Source organism: Mesorhizobium sp. B2-1-3A (assembly GCF_006442655.1).
Lineage (GTDB): Bacteria > Pseudomonadota > Alphaproteobacteria > Rhizobiales > Rhizobiaceae > Mesorhizobium.
This window is the reverse complement of the sequence record NZ_VFWK01000001.1, coordinates 1,221,927-1,238,427: the sequence shown is the minus strand read 5'-3', so window position 1 is coordinate 1,238,427 and position 16,501 is coordinate 1,221,927. Positions and strand designations below refer to the sequence as shown.

Below are 16,501 nucleotides of genomic sequence, written 5' to 3'. Positions count from 1 at the left end.
CGTTCATCATGGCGCCGGTCGACCCCCACTCCGGCCCTTCGGGCCACCTCTCCCCCGATCGACGGGGGAGAGGTGGCGCCGCGAAGCGGCGACGGAGTGAGGGAAGCCATTGCCGAGACGCGGTGGCCTTGCTGATGGAAGATCAATGTTGCCTACCGAGGACCGGGAACTCGAAATGACCAAGCTCGACACCTCAATCAAAGTTCGCCACGAGCCGATGCGCATAGCGGGTCACAAGGTCGACGCCGATGACGTCGTCCCGGTTCACTACCCCTACACCAACGCAGTCATTGGCACCGTGCCAGCCGGTCGCGCCGAGCATGCGCGAAAAGCCTTCGGGATCGCCGCTGGCTACAAGTCGAAACTGACGCGCTACGAGCGCCAGCAGATCCTGTTTCGCACCGCTGAAGCGCTGGCGTCGCGCCGCGAAGAGATCTCCGATCTCATCACGCTCGAACTCGGCATCTCCAAGACCGACTCGCTCTATGAGGTCGGTCGTGCCTATGACGTGTTCACGCTGTCGGCGCAGATGTGCATCCAGGATGACGGCCAGATCTTCTCCTGCGACCTCACCCCGCACGGTAAGGCGCGCAAGATCTTCACCACCCGCGAGCCGCTGAAGGCGATTTCGGCGATTACGCCCTTCAACCATCCGCTCAACATGGTCTCGCACAAGGTGGCGCCGGCGATCGTCACCAACAATTGCGTGGTGGTGAAGCCGACCGAATTGACACCGATGACGGCGCTGCTTCTGGCCGACATTCTCTACGAAGCCGGACTGCCGCCGGAAATGCTGTCGGTGGTGACCGGCTGGCCGGCCGATATCGGCAACGAGATGATCACCAACGAGAACATCGATCTCATCACCTTTACCGGCGGCGTGCCGGTCGGCAAGATGATCGCCCGTACCGCCGGCTATAAACGCCAGGTGCTGGAACTCGGCGGCAACGATCCGCTGATCATCCTCAACGATCTCTCCGATGACGATCTCGCCAAGGCGGCCTATCTCGCGGTGGCCGGTGCAACGAAAAACTCCGGCCAACGCTGCACGGCGGTCAAGCGCATCCTTGTCCAGGAAAGCGTCGCCGACCGTTTCGTCCCGTTGGTTTTGGAGCGGGCGAAAAAGATCCGCTTCGGCGATCCGATGGACCGCTCGACCGATCTCGGCACCGTCGTGCACGAGAAGGCCGCGGCATTGTTTGAAACCCGTGTCCACATGGCCGCGGAGCAAGGCGCCGAAATTCTCTACAATCCGGGCAGGCAGGGTGCGCTGCTGCCGCCGATCGTCGTCGATCGCGTGCCGCATACGTCCGAACTGGTGATGGAAGAAACGTTCGGGCCGATCATCCCGATCGTGCGCGCGCCGGACGATGACGAGGCGCTGATAGCACTCTCCAACTCGACCGCCTTCGGCCTGTCGTCGGGTGTCTGCACCAACTCCTTTCCGCGCATGCAGAAATACATTGCGGGCCTGCAGGTTGGCACGGTCAACATCTGGGAAGTGCCGGGCTACCGCATCGAGATGTCGCCCTTCGGCGGCATCAAGGATTCGGGCAACGGCTACAAGGAAGGCGTCATCGAAGCGATGAAGAGCTACACCAATGTGAAGACATTCTCGCTGCCCTGGTCGTGACCGGGCAGCGTCGACTGGCAGAATAATCGAGGGGGCGTTCCACGCTCCCTCATTCGCGTTTCGGAGACGATGATGGCCGCAATATCAGAGCTTGTGCATACCGAGGGCGATTCAAACACCACGGCGGCACGCGGCCGCTGGGACGCCGGCCAGGACGATCCTCGCATCCGCGGTCTGCTCGATCGCGACGCGGCCGCCTTTATGCATCAGAGCCTCTCCAGCCCCTGTCTGTCGACGATCGCCAGGGCGGAAGGCATCTGGATCGAGGACACTGCCGGCCGTCGTTTCATGGATTTCCACGGCAACAGCGTGCATCACCTCGGTTACGCTCATCCCAGGCTGGTGGCAGCGATCAAGAAGCAGCTCGATGAGCTCTGTTTCGCGCCGCGCCGCTTCACCTGCGAGCCCGCTGTCGAACTGGCGGAGAAACTGGCGGCACTGGCGCCCGGCGATCTAGGCAAGGTGCTGTTCACGACAGGCGGCTCCGACGCCATCGAGGTGGCGCTGAAGATCGCGCGAGCGGCAACCGGTCGCTTCAAGACAGTGTCGTTCTGGGATGCGTTTCATGGTGCCGGCTTCGGCGCGGCAAGTGTTGGCGGCGAGGCGACCTTCCGCTCGCACATATCAGGCCCGATGATGACCGGTACCGAGCATGTCGCGCCATGGGACGGCTATCGCTGCCCGTACGGCCACGATTCCCTTGAAGCGTCCGGGCTCGCCTGCGCCAACATGATCGCCTATGTGCTTGGCCGCGAGCAGGATGTGGCGGCGGTCGTCGCCGAACCGATGCGGGCGACACCCAACCCGCCGCCGCCCGGCTTCTGGAAGCGCGTGCGCGAGGCTTGCGACCGGCACGGCACGCTGCTGATCTTCGACGAAATTCCGACTGGTCTCGGCAAGACAGGTAAGTTTTTCGCCCATGAGCATGACGGCGTGACACCTGACATCGTCGTTCTCGGCAAGTCGCTCGGCGGCGGCATCCTGCCGATCGCCGCCGTCATCGCCCGCCGCGACCTCGATGTCACCGGCGGCTTTGCCATCGGTCACTACACCCATGAAAAGAATCCGGTGACGACGCGTGCCGCGCTGACCACCATTGACATCATCCTCGAAGAGGGGCTGGTCGAACGGTCGGCCGAACTCGGCCGGCATATGCTTGGACGCATGCAGGACCTGATGGCGCGTTCGACTGAAGTCGGTGACGTCAGGGGCAGGGGGCTGATGGTGGGTGTCGAACTGGTCGAGGACCGCGCTACGCGGCAGCCGGCACGCGACCTTGCCGAACGCGTCTTCTACGCCTGCCTGGAGCAGGGCCTGAGCTTCAAGATCAGCCATGGCAATGTGCTGACGCTGTCGCCGCCGTTGGTCATCTCGAAAGCCGATCTCGACCGCGCGCTCGACATCGTCGAGCGCGCCGTGCTTGCGGCCTGACCATGAAGGCCGTTCGCACCGACCGGGAACTCGAATGCCCAGGCATCGATGCCGGCTTGCGGGCAAGCGGCGTCGAACTGGTGACGCTGCCGGACGGCATTGCCGAGGCGGACTTGATCCACGCCGTTACCGACGCCGATCTCCTTCTCATGTGCTACACACCCGTCACCGCGCCGGTGATCGACGCAGCGCCGAAATTGAAGGGCATCGTCAAATACGGCGTCGGCATCGATGCGATCGACATCCCTGCCGCGATGCGGCGTGGCATTCCCGTCGTCAATGTGCCCGAATATGCCGAGGAAACCGTGGCCGAGGGCGCTTTCGCCCTGATGATCGCGCTTGCCAAGCGCTTGCCGGCGATCACTGCGGCGGTATCGCGTGACGGCTGGGTCTGGCCCGAGCAGCGCTGGCTCGGCCGAGACGTGTCCGGCGCCACGCTGGGGCTCGTCGGCTGCGGCAAGATCGGCCGCAGCATGGCGCGCATGGCGGGTCAAGGGTTTCATGCCCGGGTTCTCGGCTTCGATCCCGGTGTCGATGCCACGACGATGCACGCTGCCGGCATCGAGAAGGTCGACGACCTCCAGGCCATGCTGCGCGCCTGCGACTTCGTTTCCCTTCATTGCGTGCTCAACGACAAGACGCGCGGCCTGATCGGCAAGGCCGAACTCGCTTGCCTGAAGGCCTCCGCAATCATCATCAACGTCTCGCGCGGCGCACTGATCGACGAGGCGGCGCTTGTCGAGGCGATCGTTGCCGGCAGCATCGGCGGCGCCGCGCTCGACGTCTATTCGGTCGAGCCATTGGCCAGGTCAGGCCATCCGATGAGCGCCCTGTTCGATCGCGACAATGTGATCCTGTTTCCGCATCTTACCTTCTTCACGCATGAGGCGATGCGGCGGCTCGAAGACGACACGCTCGCGCGCTGCTTCGAGATCCTCGAAGGTCGGCCGGTGACCATCCGCTCACATGATCCGCGTTTGCGGGTGCAGACATCGCGCGTTTCGTTCACCTGATAGGTCTTGTTTTTCAAATAGATAGATGCCTCCCGCGCAACCGCGGTCGCGCCCAAGACAGGGATGCGACAGTTCCATGACAAATATCAGTAGAAGCTTGTCTGTCATAAAATAAATAGATTTTACTTATCGATCCCCAATCCTCAGAGTTGTCACAACGACGACATCCAGTCGGCTCAACGTCCGCCAGAGATCCGAAGCCGATTGGTCCTAGTGCATCGAAGAATGTGCCAACAATCACAGGGGAACTGATCCATGAAATCGCGCAATGCAACCATCGCCATGGCTTTCGCCGCGTCGCTCCTGACGTCGTCGGCTCTCGTCGGACCGGCATTCGCCGGCGGCGTCGTCACCATCTATTCCGCCGACGGCCTGCATGACGGCAATGGCAGCTGGTACGAGACCGAATTCGCCGCCTTCACCAAGGCGACCGGCATCACCGTGCAGTATATCGAGGCCGGCTCCGGCGGTGTCGTCGAGCGTGTCGCCAAGGAAAAATCGAACCCGCAGGCCGACGTGCTGGTGACCTTGCCCCCCTTCGTCCAGCGCGCCGCCGCCGACGGCCTGCTGCAGGACTACAAGCCGGCAGGCGCCGACCAGATCGACGGCGGCGCCGACAAGTACCGGCCGCTGGTGAACAACTACATGAACTTCATCTACAACAGCGCCGTGCTGTCGGAAGCGCCCAAGAGCTACAACGATCTGCTCGACCCGAAGTTCAAAGGCAAGATCCAGTATTCGACCCCCGGCCAGGCCGGCGACGGCACCGCCGTCATGCTGCAGATCATCCATGCTTTCGGCGGCGAGGATGCCGGCTTCGAGTTCATGAAGAAGCTGCAGGACAACAATGTCGGTCCGTCCGCGTCGACCGGCAAGCTGACCGCGCTGGTCAACAAGGGCGAACTGCATGTCGCCAATGGCGATCTGCAGATGAACATGTCGCAGATGGCCGACAATCCCAACATCAAGGTGTTCTGGCCCGCTGGCCCGGATGGCACCCGCTCCACCTTTGCGCTGCCTTATGAAATTGGTCTGGTCACCGGCGCACCCAATGCCGACAACGGCAAGAAGCTGATCGACTTCCTGCTCTCCAAGGAAGCCCAGTCGACAGTGAGCTCGGTGGCGCTCGGCCTACCGGCCCGCAAGGACGTGAAGCCGGATGACGCCAATTTCGCGAAGGCGCAGGAGGCGATGAAGGGCGTCACCATCTGGTCGCCGAATTGGGACGAGGCGCTGAGCAAGCTTCCCGACTACGTCAAGAAGTGGAACGAGGCGACCGGAAGCTGACACCCGAGGGCAGAGATCCGGAGGACCAAGCCATGTCGGCCGCCGCCTTTACTGGGACCAGTGTCATGGACATCGACGCCGCGAAAATTCGCGGCGCCGGCTCCAATGTCCACTTCGACAAGGTCAGCGTCGCCTATGGCGCGCATGTCGTCCTGCATCCGCTGACCCTGGATATCGCGCCCGGTGAAATCCTGGCGATGATCGGCCCGTCCGGTTCCGGCAAGACCACCGCCTTGCGGGCCGTCGCAGGTTTCGTGCGGCCGGCAAGTGGCCGCATCCGCATCGGCGCGACAGACGTGACCGATCTGCCGCCTTACGAGCGAGGGCTCGGCATGGTGGTGCAGAACTATGCGCTGTTTCCGCATATGCGGGTGGAAGACAACGTTGCCTTTGGCCTGCGGGCTCAAGGCGCTGACAAGGCGCTGATCGCGGAGCGGGTCAGGGATGCGCTCGGCACCGTCGGCATGGCGACTTTTGCCCGGCGTTATCCGCGCGAGCTTTCGGGCGGCCAGCAGCAGCGCGTCGCGATTGCCCGCGCCTTGGCTGTGCGCCCGCGTGTGCTGCTGCTCGACGAGCCTCTGTCGGCGCTCGACGCACAGATCCGCCGCAACATGGTCGAGGAGATCGCTCGCCTGCACCGCAGCCTGCCGGGCCTGACCATCCTCTACGTCACTCACGACCAGACCGAGGCGCTGACGCTCGCCGACAAGATCGCCATCATGCGTGACGGCAGGGTCTGTTCGCACGGACCGACGACGGAACTCTACCGCCGCCCGCCGAACCGGTTCACCGCCGAGTTCCTCGGCCGCGCCAATCTCCTGCCGGTGACGGTCGCCGAGGGCGTTGGGTCGAAGGGCTTTGCCACGGCAAGGCATGGCGATGCGGTACTCACAGGCGCCGGTCGCGACGAGAAGGCCGGCGACAAGAGCTTGCTCTGCATCAGGCCGCAGCATCTCAGCCTGACGGCCGACGCAGAGCACACCAACCGCATCGTCGGCACGTTGAGGGAAGTGCACTGGCAGGGCGAACTCACTCATCTTGTACTCGATGTCGAGGGCACGCCGGTTCGCGTCTCGGCGACGAAGCTGCCGATCGCCTTGCCCAAACCCGGCGCCCAGGTGCCGCTGTTCTTCTCCCCTGCCGACACTTCGCTCCTGCCGGAAGACGCCGGTGTCTGAGGCGATCGCCCTTGACGCGCCGGCGATCAGGCGGGAACCCGGCAAATTCTGGATCGTGCCACCGGCGGCTCTGCTGGCGCTGCTGTTCTTCTATCCACTGGCGCTCATTGCCCGGCAGGCTTTCCTTGACGACAGTGGTGTTGCCAATGCCGCCGAGATTTTTCGCGTACTGCATTCGCGCTTCTTCCTCAACGCGCTGATCAACACAGTGACGATCTCGGTAGCGGCGACGGCCGGATGCTTGATCGTCGGCCTCGTGCTGGCGCTGATCCTGGCCTTTGTGCCGTTCCCCGGCAGCGGTTTCATCGCCCGGCTGATCGACACCTTCATCGCGCTGCCGACCTTCCTTGTGACGCTCGCCTTCACCTTCCTCTACGGCTCCGCCGGCATGCTCAACACCGGGCTGATGGAGGCCTTCTCGCTGCCGCTGCCCCCCGTCGATTTCCTCTATTCGACATGGGGCGTGGTGCTGGCCGAAGTCACGGTCTACACGCCCTTCATCCTGCGGCCGCTGCTCGCTGCCTTTTCGCTCGTCGACCAGGGCCAGATCGAAGCGGCAAGCGTGCTCGGCGCCAGGCCGTTCCGCATCGTGCGCCAGGTGATCCTTCCGGCGGCGGTGCCCGCGCTCATAGCCGGCGGGAGTCTCTGCCTGCTGTTGACCGTCAACGAGTTCGGCATCGTGCTGTTCATCGGCGCCAAGGGCGTCATCACGCTGCCGCTGCTGATTTATGGCAAGGCGATCCAGGAATCGGCCTATCAGGTGGCCTGCATCATCGCAGTGGTCAACATCGCGCTGTCGCTCGGCCTGTTCGGCCTCTACCGTTTCGCCGCCGGCCGGTTGGGGGTCTAGCCATGCTGGTCTGGTCACGCCCTGCTCGCATCGTGCTGTGGTTGCTTTTTGCGCTGATCTTCGGCGTGCTGTTCCTGGCGCCGCTGGCTGTCATCCTTCTGTCTAGCCTTGCCGACCAGTGGAACGGCGTGCTGCCCAATGGCCTGACGACGGAGCATTACACCGATGTGGTCAAAGGGTCGGCCTGGAACTCGGTCAAGGCCAGTCTGATCACCGGCTTCCTGGCCAGTGCGCTTGCATTGGTCAGCGGTACCTGGGCGGCCCTTTCGCTTCGCCTTCAGGGGCACGCCTTGAAGCGCCTGCTCGGCCTGCTGTTCTTCATTCCCAGTGCGGTGCCTTCTGTGTCGGTCGGCCTTGGCCTGCTGGTTGCGTTCAGCCATCCGCCGCTGCTGCTCAACGGCACGGTGGCGATCGTCATGATCGCGCATTTCGTCCTGATCTCAGCCTTCACCTTCGGCAATGTCTCGGCCGGGCTGGCACGGCTTTCGCCCGACTTCGAACAAGTGGCATCAAGCCTCGGCGCGCGGCCGGCCTACCGGCTCTGGCGCGTCACGCTGCCACTGCTCGCACCCTATCTGGTCGCTGCCTTCGGCTTGAGCTTCGCGCTGTCGATGGGCGAACTCGGCGCCACCGTCATGGTCTATCCCCCGGGCTGGGTGACGCTGCCGGTGTCGATCTTCAGCCTCACTGATCGCGGCGATATTTTTGCCGGAGCAGCGCTCACCATGATCCTGGTGGCGGCGACGCTGGTTCTGCTGCTTGGTCTCGAGCGCATCACTGCACGCGCCACCGGTTCTTGAGGATTGCCTAAGCTTCAGCTCTGCGCCGGCTTGCGTTCGACGATGTAGATGTGGTCGGCCGCCAGCACCACTTCGCCGCGCTGGTTGACCACCTCGCAGCGCTCGATCACCCGTCCCGAACCCGGCCGCTTGGGATCGTCTTCCCGGGCTGTGATCGTCGTGCGGGTTTTGATCGTGTCGCCGATGAACACCGGCTTGATGAAGCGCAGCCGGTCATAGCCATAGGAGAAGGCGACCGGGTTGACGATGGCTGCCGTCAGGCCGATGCCGACCGAGAACACCAGCGTGCCATGCGCGATGCGCTGGCCGAATGGCGTCGTCTTCATGTATTCGGCGTCCATGTGATGGGGGAAGAAGTCGCCCGTGTGGCCGGCATGGACGATGAAATCCGTCTCGGTGATGGTGCGGCCGCTGGTCAGGCGTGACGAGCCGATCTCGTAATCCTCGAAATACTGAATCTGTTCCATCAGGGTCTTTCCGCGATCGGCGTCGCCGGCGACGCGCTCGATTTATAGGCGGCCTCCACCAGCGCCATGGTGTTCCAGGCGTCCTCAACCGAGCTTACCAGTTCGTCGTCTTCTCCGGCCGCAAAGCGCTGCACATTGGCCATGCGCCCGACGAAGGCGTCGGGGAACCATTCACCGGCAAGCGGTACGGTAACCCAGTCCGTTCCGCCCTTCGGATGGATTTCCAGGATATCCGGCTCGCCAGTGGGATAATCGAGATTGAGGCCGAGCTTGAGGTAGGCCGCACCTTCGGTACCGCAGATGCGGAATTCGCAGGCCTGGTGCCGGCGGCCGAATTTATGGTCGTGATTGATCGACAGGGCGCAACGCACTGTCTCGCCATAGTCGAGAATGGCGCTGGTGCGCGTCTGCGCCACCTTGTGGTTGGGATGGCCGAGCGTCTTGGCGTGGACGCCACTCGGATCGCCAAGCAACTGCCGGATCAGGTCGAGATAATGGATCGAGTGCATGGCGATCTCGACGCGCGGCGCCTTGAGCAGGAACTCCCACAATTGCCACGGCGTCGCCAGCGCCAGCCAGGCGTCGAAATCGACGACCTCGCCGAGCCAGCCCTTGGCGATCGCATCCTTGAGCGCCAGCATCATCGGCGCGAAGCGCAGCTGAAAGTTCACGGCCGCTTTGAGATCCTTGGCGCGGCAGATTTCGAGGATTTCGGTTGCCTCGCCGAGATAGTTGCCCATCGGCTTCTGGATCAATGCGACCGCACCGTCAGGCAGGGCCTTCAGGATCTCGGCGTGCCGTCCCGGCGGCGTCGCCAGATCGAAGATCGCATCCTCGGTGGCCGCTTCTTCCACCGAGCGGAATGCGGTGACACCCCATTTCTCGGCCAGGGTCCGCGCCTTTGTCTGGTCCGGATCATAAAGTCCGGCGACCGGAAAGCCTGCCTTTCTGTAGGCCGGGAAATGCGCATCTCCGACGATCGAACCTGCACCGAAAGTGACGATCGGCCGGGGCTTCGAGGGTTTGGGCCAGGACTGGATGAGCGAGGCAGGGTCGAAACCGACCTCAGTCATGATGGAAGACCTCGTCCATCGATGCCCACCATTCGCCCTCCTTGCGGGTCGCCAGCGGCTCCTGGCACGGCATGCAGACCGCCCACCATTCCTGCGTCTTCGGGTCGGCTGCCATCTTGGCCATGTCGGCCGCGTAGTCGGTGCCGTGATACTCGAAATAGGAAAACAAGAGATTCTCCGGCCGCTTCAGGTAGATCGAATAATTCTTGATGTTGCAGGCCGAGATCATGGTCAGCACGTCGGGCCAGACGGCGGCGTGGAGGCGGACATACTCCTCGACCTTTTCCGGTTTCAACCCCAGCACCATCCCCATCCGCTGCATATCCGTCTCCTATTTGGTGATCGCCGTGGTGAACTCGGCGATGCTCATGGCCTTGACCGCGTCCCAGTCCCAATCGACGCCGATGCCGGGCTCGTCGGGCGCCAGTGCATGCCCATCCTCGATGCGCATATGCTTGCCGGTCAACTGGTCGAGCTGCGGAATGTACTCGACATATCGGCCGTTCTGAACAGCGCAGGTCAGGCTGACATGCAGTTCCATGAGGAAATGTGGGCAGACCGGAATGTCGAAGGCTTCCGCCGCGTGGGCGATCTTGAGCCAGGGCGTGATGCCGCCGATGCGGCCGACATCGACCTGGACGATCGAGCAGGCGCCTTTCTGCATGTATTCGCGGAAATGGCGCATGGAGTAGAGCGACTCGCCAATGGCGATCGGCGTCGGCGTCGAATTCGACAACCGCACGTGCCCGTCAATGTCGTCGGACGGCAGCGGCTCCTCGATCCAGGCAAGGTCGAGTTCGCGCAGCCTGGCCGCACGCCGGATCGCCTCGTCGACAGAAAAACCCTGGTTGGCATCGGTCATGATCTCGTAGCCGTCGCCGACAGCCTTACGCACCGCCGACAGGCGCGCCAGATCCTCCGATCCGTGCGGCTTGCCGATCTTCACCTTCGACCCGCGAAAGCCCTTGGCCTTGGCGGCCAGTGCATCGTCGACAAGTGCGGCCGTCTCGATGTGCAGCCAGCCGCCCTCGGTGGTGTAGAGCGGGCAGCGGTCCTTGGCGCCGCCGGCCAGTTTCCACAGCGGCAGGTTCTGTTTCTTCGCCCTGAGATCCCAAAGCGCCGTATCGATCGCCGCGATGGCGATCGCCGTGATCGCGCCGATCGTGGTGGCGTGCGTGGCGAATTCGAGATCGTGCCAGATCGCCTCGATCATGTCAGGGTCACGACCGATCAGACGCGGCGCCAGATGATCGGACAAGAGCCGCATCACCGACGAACCGCCGGTGCCGATCGTGTAGCTGTAGCCGGTGCCGACCGCGCCGTCGGAATCGGTGATCGTGACGATCGGCGTTTCCTGGCTGACGAAGCTCTGGATCGCGTCGGTACGCTTGACCTTGGGCACAAGGTCTACCATCCGCAGTTCGATTTTCTCGATTCTAGCCATCGGTCAGCTCCGCAATGTCTTTCCGGTCTCAGTGGCAAACAGATGTGCCTGCGACAGGTCAAGGCTCATGGCGACCCGCTCGCCCGACTTGAGCGGCCTCGGGTTCAGCATGCGCGACACCCAGTCTTCGCGGTTGAATTCGACGAACACCAGCGTCTCGTTGCCGAGCGGTTCGGTGACTGTGATCGGCAATTCGATCTGGTGGACATCTGCCTCACCGCCGGAGCTGATGCCGTGGCCGGTCGGATAGATGTCGTCCGGCCGCAGCCCGAACACCACTTTGTCGCCGGTCGCGACATTGGCCTTGAACTGGCCGGGCAAAGGCAGTTTCTCGCCACTGGCGAACACCATCTGGCCGTCATCGATCGTCGCCTCGTGCAGGTTCATCGGCGGCGAGCCGATGAAGCCGGCGACGAAGCGTGTCGCCGGTCGCCGGAAAACCTCGTCCGGCGTGCCGACCTGTTCGATGTATCCGTCGCGCATGATGACAATGCGGTCGGCCAGCGTCATCGCCTCGACTTGGTCGTGGGTGACGTAGATCACCGTCGACTGTACCTTGGCATGCAGCTTCTTGATCTCGGTGCGCATCTGCGTTCTGAGCTTGGCGTCGAGATTGGAAAGCGGCTCGTCGAACAGGAAGACGTCGGGGTCGCGCACGATGGCGCGGCCCATGGCGACCCGCTGTCGCTGCCCGCCGGACAGTTGCGACGGTCGGCGGTCAAGCAGCGTGTCGAGGCCGAGGATGGCCGAGGCCTCGGCAACGCGGCGGTCCATCTCTTCCTTGGCGGCACCGGCGATCTTCAGGGAGAAGCCGAGATTCTCGCGCACCGTCATGTGCGGATAGAGCGCGTAGGACTGGAACACCATCGAGATGTTGCGCGAGCGCGGCGGCAGATCGTTGACGATGCGTCCGCCGATCTCGATCGAGCCGGCGCTGATTTCCTCCAGTCCGGCGATCATGCGCAGCGTCGTCGACTTGCCGCAGCCGGACGGGCCGACCAGCGCGATGAATTCGCGGTCGGTGATATCGAGATTGATGCCGTGCACGATCTCGATATTGCCGTAGCGCTTGGTCAGTTTTTTGAGGGAAACCGTTGCCATGGGATCAGCCTTTCACCGCGCCGGAAGTCAGGCCGCCGACAAGGTGTTTCTGGACGATGTAGGTGAGGGTAAGCGCCGGGATGATCATCACCACCGCGAGCGCGCACATGCCGCGCCAGTCGATGGTGAACTCGGCCGTGTAGTCGAGCAGGCCGACCGGCAGCGTCTTGGCGCTGACCGAACGGGTCAGCTGCGAGGCCAAGGCAAACTCGTTCCAGCAGGTCAGGAAGGCAAAGATGGCGGCGGATGCGATGCCCGGCCCCGCGAGAGGGAACTCGACCTGCCAGAACGCCTGCCAGCGCGTGCAGCCGTCGATCTGTGCTGCTTCGGCGAGGTCTTTCGGCACCTGGCGGAAGAAGCCGTCGATCAGCCAGATGGTGAACGGCACGTTGAGCGCGACATAGGCAAGGATCAGCCCGAAATGCGTGTCGATGATGCCGAGCCGCACATAGAGGAAGAACAGCGGCAGCGACAGCGCGATGCCGGGCACCGTGCGCGTCAGCATCAGGCCGAGGAAGACGCTGGACTTTCCGCGAAAACGATAGCGCGCGAAGGCATAGCCGCCGGCCATGCCGATGGCGACCGCGATGACAGTCGAAGTCACCGAGATGATCAGCGAGTTGCGGAAATATTCGATGACGGGGATGCCGCCCTTGCCGATGCCTGAGAACATCGCGACATAGGCGTCGAATGAGACTTCCTGCGGGATCCACACAGGCGGCTTGGCCATGATCTCGACCGTCGGCCGCAGCGACGAGATGACGATCCACAGGCCCGGCAGGCAGATGGTCAACATCGCCAGGAACAGGCCGATGCGATAGACGACACCCAGCAGCCGGCGCTTCAGGCGGGCGGAAGAATTCTCGTCCATCACCACTCCGCACCGATCTGCGTGCGCGCCGCGGCGAGCTTGTTGAAGAAGTAGACGGTGAAAGCGATCGACAGCAGGATCGAGAAATAGGCCATGGCATTGGCCATGCCCATGCGTCCATCGCTGTAGGCGGTGCGCGCCACCAGGGTCCAGAGCAGTTCAGTGCGGCCAGCCGGGCCGCCGTCGGTCATGATCTTGACGATGTCATAGGCACGCGCCACGTCGAGCGAGCGGATGGTCATGGCGATGTAGGCGAAGGGCATGACGAACGGCCAAGTCACATACCGGAATGTCTGCCACGGCGTGCAGCCGTCGACGCGCGCCGCCTCGATCGGCTCCTTGGGCATGGCGAGCAGGCCGGCGAGGATCAGGATGGCGAAGATCGCGGTGGACGACCAGATCTCGGCGATCGAAATGGCGATGAAGGCGAGATGGCCTTCTATCAGCCACGGTATGGCATCCTGCGTGATACCGAGCGACTGCAGGGCGTTGTTCACCAGGCCGATATTGTCGTTGAACATGAACTTGAACTGGAAGCCGACGAGGATCGGCGAGAACATCATCGGAAACATCATCAGCGTGCGCAGGATGCGCTGGCCTCGCGTCGCCTTCTCGACCAGCATGGCGAGGCCGAGGCCTAGCAGCATTTCGAGATTGAGCGCGATGGTCAGCAGCAGCACCGTGCGCCCGAATGCCCACCAGAAATCGGTGTTGGCCAGGATCGAGAGATAATTCCGGAGGCCGATGAAGACATAGAATGTCTCGGGCTTGGTCAGACGGAAGGGTGTGAAGCTGGAATACAGCGACAAGAGCAGCGGCACGACGACGACCGCCGCCAGCACGATGAAGGCTGGAAGCAGCAGCAGGAACGGCGCCGATGGCTTGAAGCCCTTCATCAGAATCCTGTGGGGTTTGCATCCAAGTGTCAGCCGCCCGTTCGTCGAGCCCTAGCTGGGATAAGGTTAGGGTCCGCACCGACAAGACGCGATCGCCTCCCCCATCACGATGGGGGAGGCAGCCTTGGGAGACGGTTCTAGAGCTTGCCGGCGTCCTGGAGGATCTGCGTCGCCTTGGCGGCCGCTTCGTCCAGTGCCTGCTTGGAGGTCTTGTCGCCAAGGATCGCCGCCTGCAGTTCGGGATAGACGGCATTCGAGATCTCGATCCATTCAGGTGTCTGCGGCACGGCGAAGGCGTGCTTGGCTTCTTCCTGGAAGGCTGAGAGAACCTCCTTCTTGTAAGGGTCGTTTTCGGCCTGCTTCAGGTCCCAGTCCCAGACCGCCGTGCGGGTCGGCAGCGGGCCCGCGGCGGCTTCCAGCTTCTGGCTGTCCTCATTGGTCAGCCACCAGACCAGCGAAGCCGCGGCTTCCTTGTTCGGGCAGTTTTCCGTGACGGAGAAACCGTGGAAACCCGACCAGCCGGTGCGCTTGCCGGAAGACCCTTTCGGCGCGACCTTCACGCCGACATTGCCGGCGACCTTCGACGATTTCGGATCGTTGAAGAACCCGGCCCAGCCCGGCCAGTCGAGGTTGATCGCCACCGTGCCCGAGGCAAAGCCCTGGCCGAGATCGTCCCAGAGATAGTTGGTGGTGCCGGCCGGCACGGCCTTGGCCTTGTAGAGGTTGACGAACCAGTCGAGCGCCCGGATGCCAGCCTCGGAGTTGAAGACAGGCTTGCCGTCCTTGTCGAGATATTCGCCGCCCTCGGCGACCACCATCTCGTAGAAACGGCCGTTGATGGCTTCTTCCTTGCCGGCGAACTGCGTGCCGTAGAAATTGGGCGGGTTGGCGAAGAACTCGGCCTGGTCGGTGACTTCCTTCCATGTGTCCGGCGGCACCAGGTCATAGCCGTATTTGGCCTTGAACTTGGCCTTGTTGTCGGCGTTCTCATAGAGGCTCTTCTGGTAGTAGAGGGCAGAGACGTCGAACTGGGCGCGCGGCAGCATTTCCAGCTTTCCGTCGATGGTCGCGGCCTTGATCGTTGACGGCACGAAGGCGTCGATCTCCGCCTTGGGCAGCAATTTGCTGAGGTCGGTGTAGAGGCCCGTATACTGCGGCGCGAAGGACGAATGGTTCCAGCCGACGCACCAGTTGGTGCTGCCCGAGGCGATGTCGGACTTGAGCTCCTTGTCAATGTCGAAGCCGTTCTTCTTGGTCAGGATGTTGACCTTGGCGCCGGTCGCCTTCTCCCATTCGGGAATGCGCTCATAGAGCTTTTCATATTGCTGGCCGCCGATCAGCTTCACGTCGACGGTCACGCCTTCGAACTTGCCGGGCAGGTCGCCGGCAAGGGCCGTGCCTGCACCAAATGCAAGCACCAATGCGCCGGCGGAGACGCCGGAAAGCAGTCTGTTCATTGGTTTCCTCCCTGGGTGCGCCGTGGCGCGACCGCAACTTGTCCGCGTGACAAGAAGTGCTACATTCATATACAAACAAAACATTCATACATACGTCAAGGCGAAATTTGTTTCCGCCGGCCACGTTCCTGCGTATATGAAGGACAGAATTCACTGGAGAAATGCCCATGGATGACAGCGAAGACGAGCGCTATCGCGCGCCGGCGCTCGACAAGGGGCTCGACATCCTGGAGCTGTTGGCCGGCGTCGATGGCGGCCTGACGCAGGCGGAAATCGCCAAGAAACTCGACCGCAGTCCCAACGAATTCTACCGCATGCTGGACCGGCTGGTCCGGCGCGGCTACGTCACAAGGCTGGACGGCGACCGCTACTCGCTGACGCTCAAACTGTTCGGCCTTGCGCAATTGCATGCCCCGGTGCGGCGACTGGTTTCCTACGCCACGCCACTGATGCGCGAACTGGCCGAGACGTCGCAACAGGCCAACCAACTCGTTGTTTTCGATCGTGGTTCCGCCGTCGTGATCGCCCAGCAAGAGGCGCCGAATTACTGGGGCATCTCGATCCGGGTCGGCTCGCACATCAGCCTGTTCGATACCGGTTCGGGCCATGTGCTGCTCGCCTTCCGCTCGCAGGAAGAGCGGCAGATGATGATCTCCGAGCACCTCCGCAGCACCGATAAGACGGCGCAATCGGCCGAGTTCTTCACCCGGCTCGACCAGATCCGCGACCGTGGCTACGAGATGATGGCCTCGATGCAGACCGCCGGCGTCTTCAATCTGTCGGCACCGGTGCGCAGTTCCGACGGCAAGGCGATCGCCGCCCTGTCAATCCCCTACATCACCGTCATCAACACGCCTTCCGCGCCCGACATTACACGGACCATCGAACTCCTGCTGGCAACATGCGAGAAGCTGTCGCATCTGGCAGGTTCGACTGTCGGCTCATCGGCATGAATTCTTATTTGAATGAAGAATTCCTCCGTGAGATGATTTGAAACGCT

16 protein-coding genes are annotated in these 16,501 nt (G+C 62.8%); 8 read left to right on the top strand and 8 right to left on the bottom strand.

The features are described from left to right. Positions 1–175 precede the first annotated feature (175 nt). From phnY to FJ977_RS06020, 7 genes are all read left to right on the top strand, one after another. On the top strand, positions 176–1,633 hold the full coding sequence (gene phnY / locus FJ977_RS06050) for a phosphonoacetaldehyde dehydrogenase (protein ID WP_140769763.1): 1,458 nt from the start codon (positions 176–178) through the stop codon (positions 1,631–1,633). Positions 1,634–1,705: 72 nt separating this feature from the next. Beyond that, positions 1,706–3,064, top strand: coding sequence for an aspartate aminotransferase family protein (locus FJ977_RS06045; RefSeq protein WP_140769434.1), 1,359 nt, complete (start codon positions 1,706–1,708; stop codon positions 3,062–3,064). Positions 3,065–3,066: 2 nt separating this feature from the next. Continuing rightward, complete coding sequence (locus FJ977_RS06040) at positions 3,067–4,077, top strand: NAD(P)-dependent oxidoreductase (protein WP_140769432.1); 1,011 nt, start codon at positions 3,067–3,069, stop codon at positions 4,075–4,077. A gap of 255 nt (positions 4,078–4,332) precedes the next feature. Next, positions 4,333–5,364, top strand: a complete 1,032-nt coding sequence (locus FJ977_RS06035; protein WP_140769430.1) for a 2-aminoethylphosphonate ABC transporter substrate-binding protein — start codon at positions 4,333–4,335, stop codon at positions 5,362–5,364. A 65-nt stretch (positions 5,365–5,429) separates the two neighbouring features. Next, positions 5,430–6,542, top strand: a complete 1,113-nt coding sequence (locus FJ977_RS06030; RefSeq protein ID WP_246682824.1) for an ATP-binding cassette domain-containing protein — start codon at positions 5,430–5,432, stop codon at positions 6,540–6,542. After that, positions 6,535–7,392 (top strand): 2-aminoethylphosphonate ABC transporter permease subunit, encoded by an 858-nt coding sequence (locus FJ977_RS06025; protein WP_140769427.1) that lies wholly within the window; start codon positions 6,535–6,537, stop codon positions 7,390–7,392. Before FJ977_RS06030 ends, FJ977_RS06025 begins: the two co-directional genes overlap by 8 nt. A 2-nt stretch (positions 7,393–7,394) precedes the next feature. Next, positions 7,395–8,192: an ABC transporter permease subunit gene (locus FJ977_RS06020; RefSeq protein WP_140769425.1), complete on the top strand. Its 798-nt coding sequence runs from the start codon at positions 7,395–7,397 to the stop codon at positions 8,190–8,192. A gap of 14 nt (positions 8,193–8,206) precedes the next feature. Here the strand turns inward: FJ977_RS06020 and FJ977_RS06015 are convergent, their stop codons facing one another. The 8 genes from FJ977_RS06015 to FJ977_RS05980 all read right to left on the bottom strand — a co-directional run bounded on the left by FJ977_RS06015 (position 8,207) and on the right by FJ977_RS05980 (position 15,501). Continuing rightward, positions 8,207–8,662, bottom strand: coding sequence for a MaoC/PaaZ C-terminal domain-containing protein (locus tag FJ977_RS06015; RefSeq protein WP_181179667.1), 456 nt, complete (start codon positions 8,660–8,662; stop codon positions 8,207–8,209). Continuing rightward, a complete protein-coding gene (locus FJ977_RS06010; protein WP_140769421.1) occupies positions 8,659–9,732 on the bottom strand; it encodes a Gfo/Idh/MocA family oxidoreductase in 1,074 nt (357 codons plus the stop codon). The genes FJ977_RS06015 and FJ977_RS06010 overlap by 4 nt, the downstream gene beginning before the upstream one ends. Further along, on the bottom strand, positions 9,725–10,054 hold the full coding sequence (locus FJ977_RS06005; RefSeq protein ID WP_056564736.1) for an L-rhamnose mutarotase: 330 nt from the start codon (positions 10,052–10,054) through the stop codon (positions 9,725–9,727). The genes FJ977_RS06010 and FJ977_RS06005 overlap by 8 nt, the downstream gene beginning before the upstream one ends. A gap of 9 nt (positions 10,055–10,063) precedes the next feature. Then, on the bottom strand, positions 10,064–11,176 hold the full coding sequence (locus FJ977_RS06000; protein ID WP_140769419.1) for a mandelate racemase/muconate lactonizing enzyme family protein: 1,113 nt from the start codon (positions 11,174–11,176) through the stop codon (positions 10,064–10,066). A gap of 3 nt (positions 11,177–11,179) precedes the next feature. After that, positions 11,180–12,277, bottom strand: a complete 1,098-nt coding sequence (gene ugpC, locus FJ977_RS05995; RefSeq protein ID WP_140769417.1) for a sn-glycerol-3-phosphate ABC transporter ATP-binding protein UgpC — start codon at positions 12,275–12,277, stop codon at positions 11,180–11,182. Between the two features lie 4 nt (positions 12,278–12,281). Then, the gene (locus tag FJ977_RS05990; protein ID WP_140769415.1) at positions 12,282–13,148 is read right to left on the bottom strand and encodes a carbohydrate ABC transporter permease; all 867 of its coding nucleotides are present in this window, start codon (positions 13,146–13,148) and stop codon (positions 12,282–12,284) included. Further along, positions 13,148–14,044 carry a sugar ABC transporter permease gene (locus tag FJ977_RS05985; RefSeq protein WP_140769413.1) on the bottom strand — a complete coding sequence of 299 codons (897 nt, stop codon included), beginning with the start codon at positions 14,042–14,044 and terminating at the stop codon, positions 13,148–13,150. Before FJ977_RS05985 ends, FJ977_RS05990 begins: the two co-directional genes overlap by 1 nt. 137 nt (positions 14,045–14,181) lie before the next feature. Next, positions 14,182–15,501: a sugar ABC transporter substrate-binding protein gene (locus tag FJ977_RS05980; protein WP_140769411.1), complete on the bottom strand. Its 1,320-nt coding sequence runs from the start codon at positions 15,499–15,501 to the stop codon at positions 14,182–14,184. 167 nt (positions 15,502–15,668) lie between these two features. Between FJ977_RS05980 and FJ977_RS05975 the strand changes: the two genes are divergently transcribed. Continuing rightward, the gene (locus FJ977_RS05975) at positions 15,669–16,454 is read left to right on the top strand and encodes an IclR family transcriptional regulator (RefSeq protein WP_140769409.1); all 786 of its coding nucleotides are present in this window, start codon (positions 15,669–15,671) and stop codon (positions 16,452–16,454) included. The last annotated feature ends 47 nt before the right edge of the window (positions 16,455–16,501 follow it).

Coding starts and splice junctions, on each gene's coding strand:
- FJ977_RS06020 (WP_140769425.1), top strand. CDS start 7,395: ATGCTGGTCTGGTCACGCCCTGCTCGCATCGTGCTGTGGTTGCTTTTT.
- FJ977_RS05990 (WP_140769415.1), bottom strand. CDS start 13,148: ATGGACGAGAATTCTTCCGCCCGCCTGAAGCGCCGGCTGCTGGGTGTC.
- ugpC (WP_140769417.1), bottom strand. CDS start 12,277: ATGGCAACGGTTTCCCTCAAAAAACTGACCAAGCGCTACGGCAATATC.
- FJ977_RS06040 (WP_140769432.1), top strand. CDS start 3,067: ATGAAGGCCGTTCGCACCGACCGGGAACTCGAATGCCCAGGCATCGAT.
- FJ977_RS05985 (WP_140769413.1), bottom strand. CDS start 14,044: ATGAAGGGCTTCAAGCCATCGGCGCCGTTCCTGCTGCTGCTTCCAGCC.
- FJ977_RS06030 (WP_246682824.1), top strand. CDS start 5,430: ATGGACATCGACGCCGCGAAAATTCGCGGCGCCGGCTCCAATGTCCAC.
- FJ977_RS06045 (WP_140769434.1), top strand. CDS start 1,706: ATGGCCGCAATATCAGAGCTTGTGCATACCGAGGGCGATTCAAACACC.
- FJ977_RS05975 (WP_140769409.1), top strand. CDS start 15,669: ATGGATGACAGCGAAGACGAGCGCTATCGCGCGCCGGCGCTCGACAAG.
- FJ977_RS06010 (WP_140769421.1), bottom strand. CDS start 9,732: ATGACTGAGGTCGGTTTCGACCCTGCCTCGCTCATCCAGTCCTGGCCC.
- FJ977_RS06005 (WP_056564736.1), bottom strand. CDS start 10,054: ATGCAGCGGATGGGGATGGTGCTGGGGTTGAAACCGGAAAAGGTCGAG.
- FJ977_RS06000 (WP_140769419.1), bottom strand. CDS start 11,176: ATGGCTAGAATCGAGAAAATCGAACTGCGGATGGTAGACCTTGTGCCC.
- FJ977_RS06035 (WP_140769430.1), top strand. CDS start 4,333: ATGAAATCGCGCAATGCAACCATCGCCATGGCTTTCGCCGCGTCGCTC.
- FJ977_RS05980 (WP_140769411.1), bottom strand. CDS start 15,501: ATGAACAGACTGCTTTCCGGCGTCTCCGCCGGCGCATTGGTGCTTGCA.
- phnY (WP_140769763.1), top strand. CDS start 176: ATGACCAAGCTCGACACCTCAATCAAAGTTCGCCACGAGCCGATGCGC.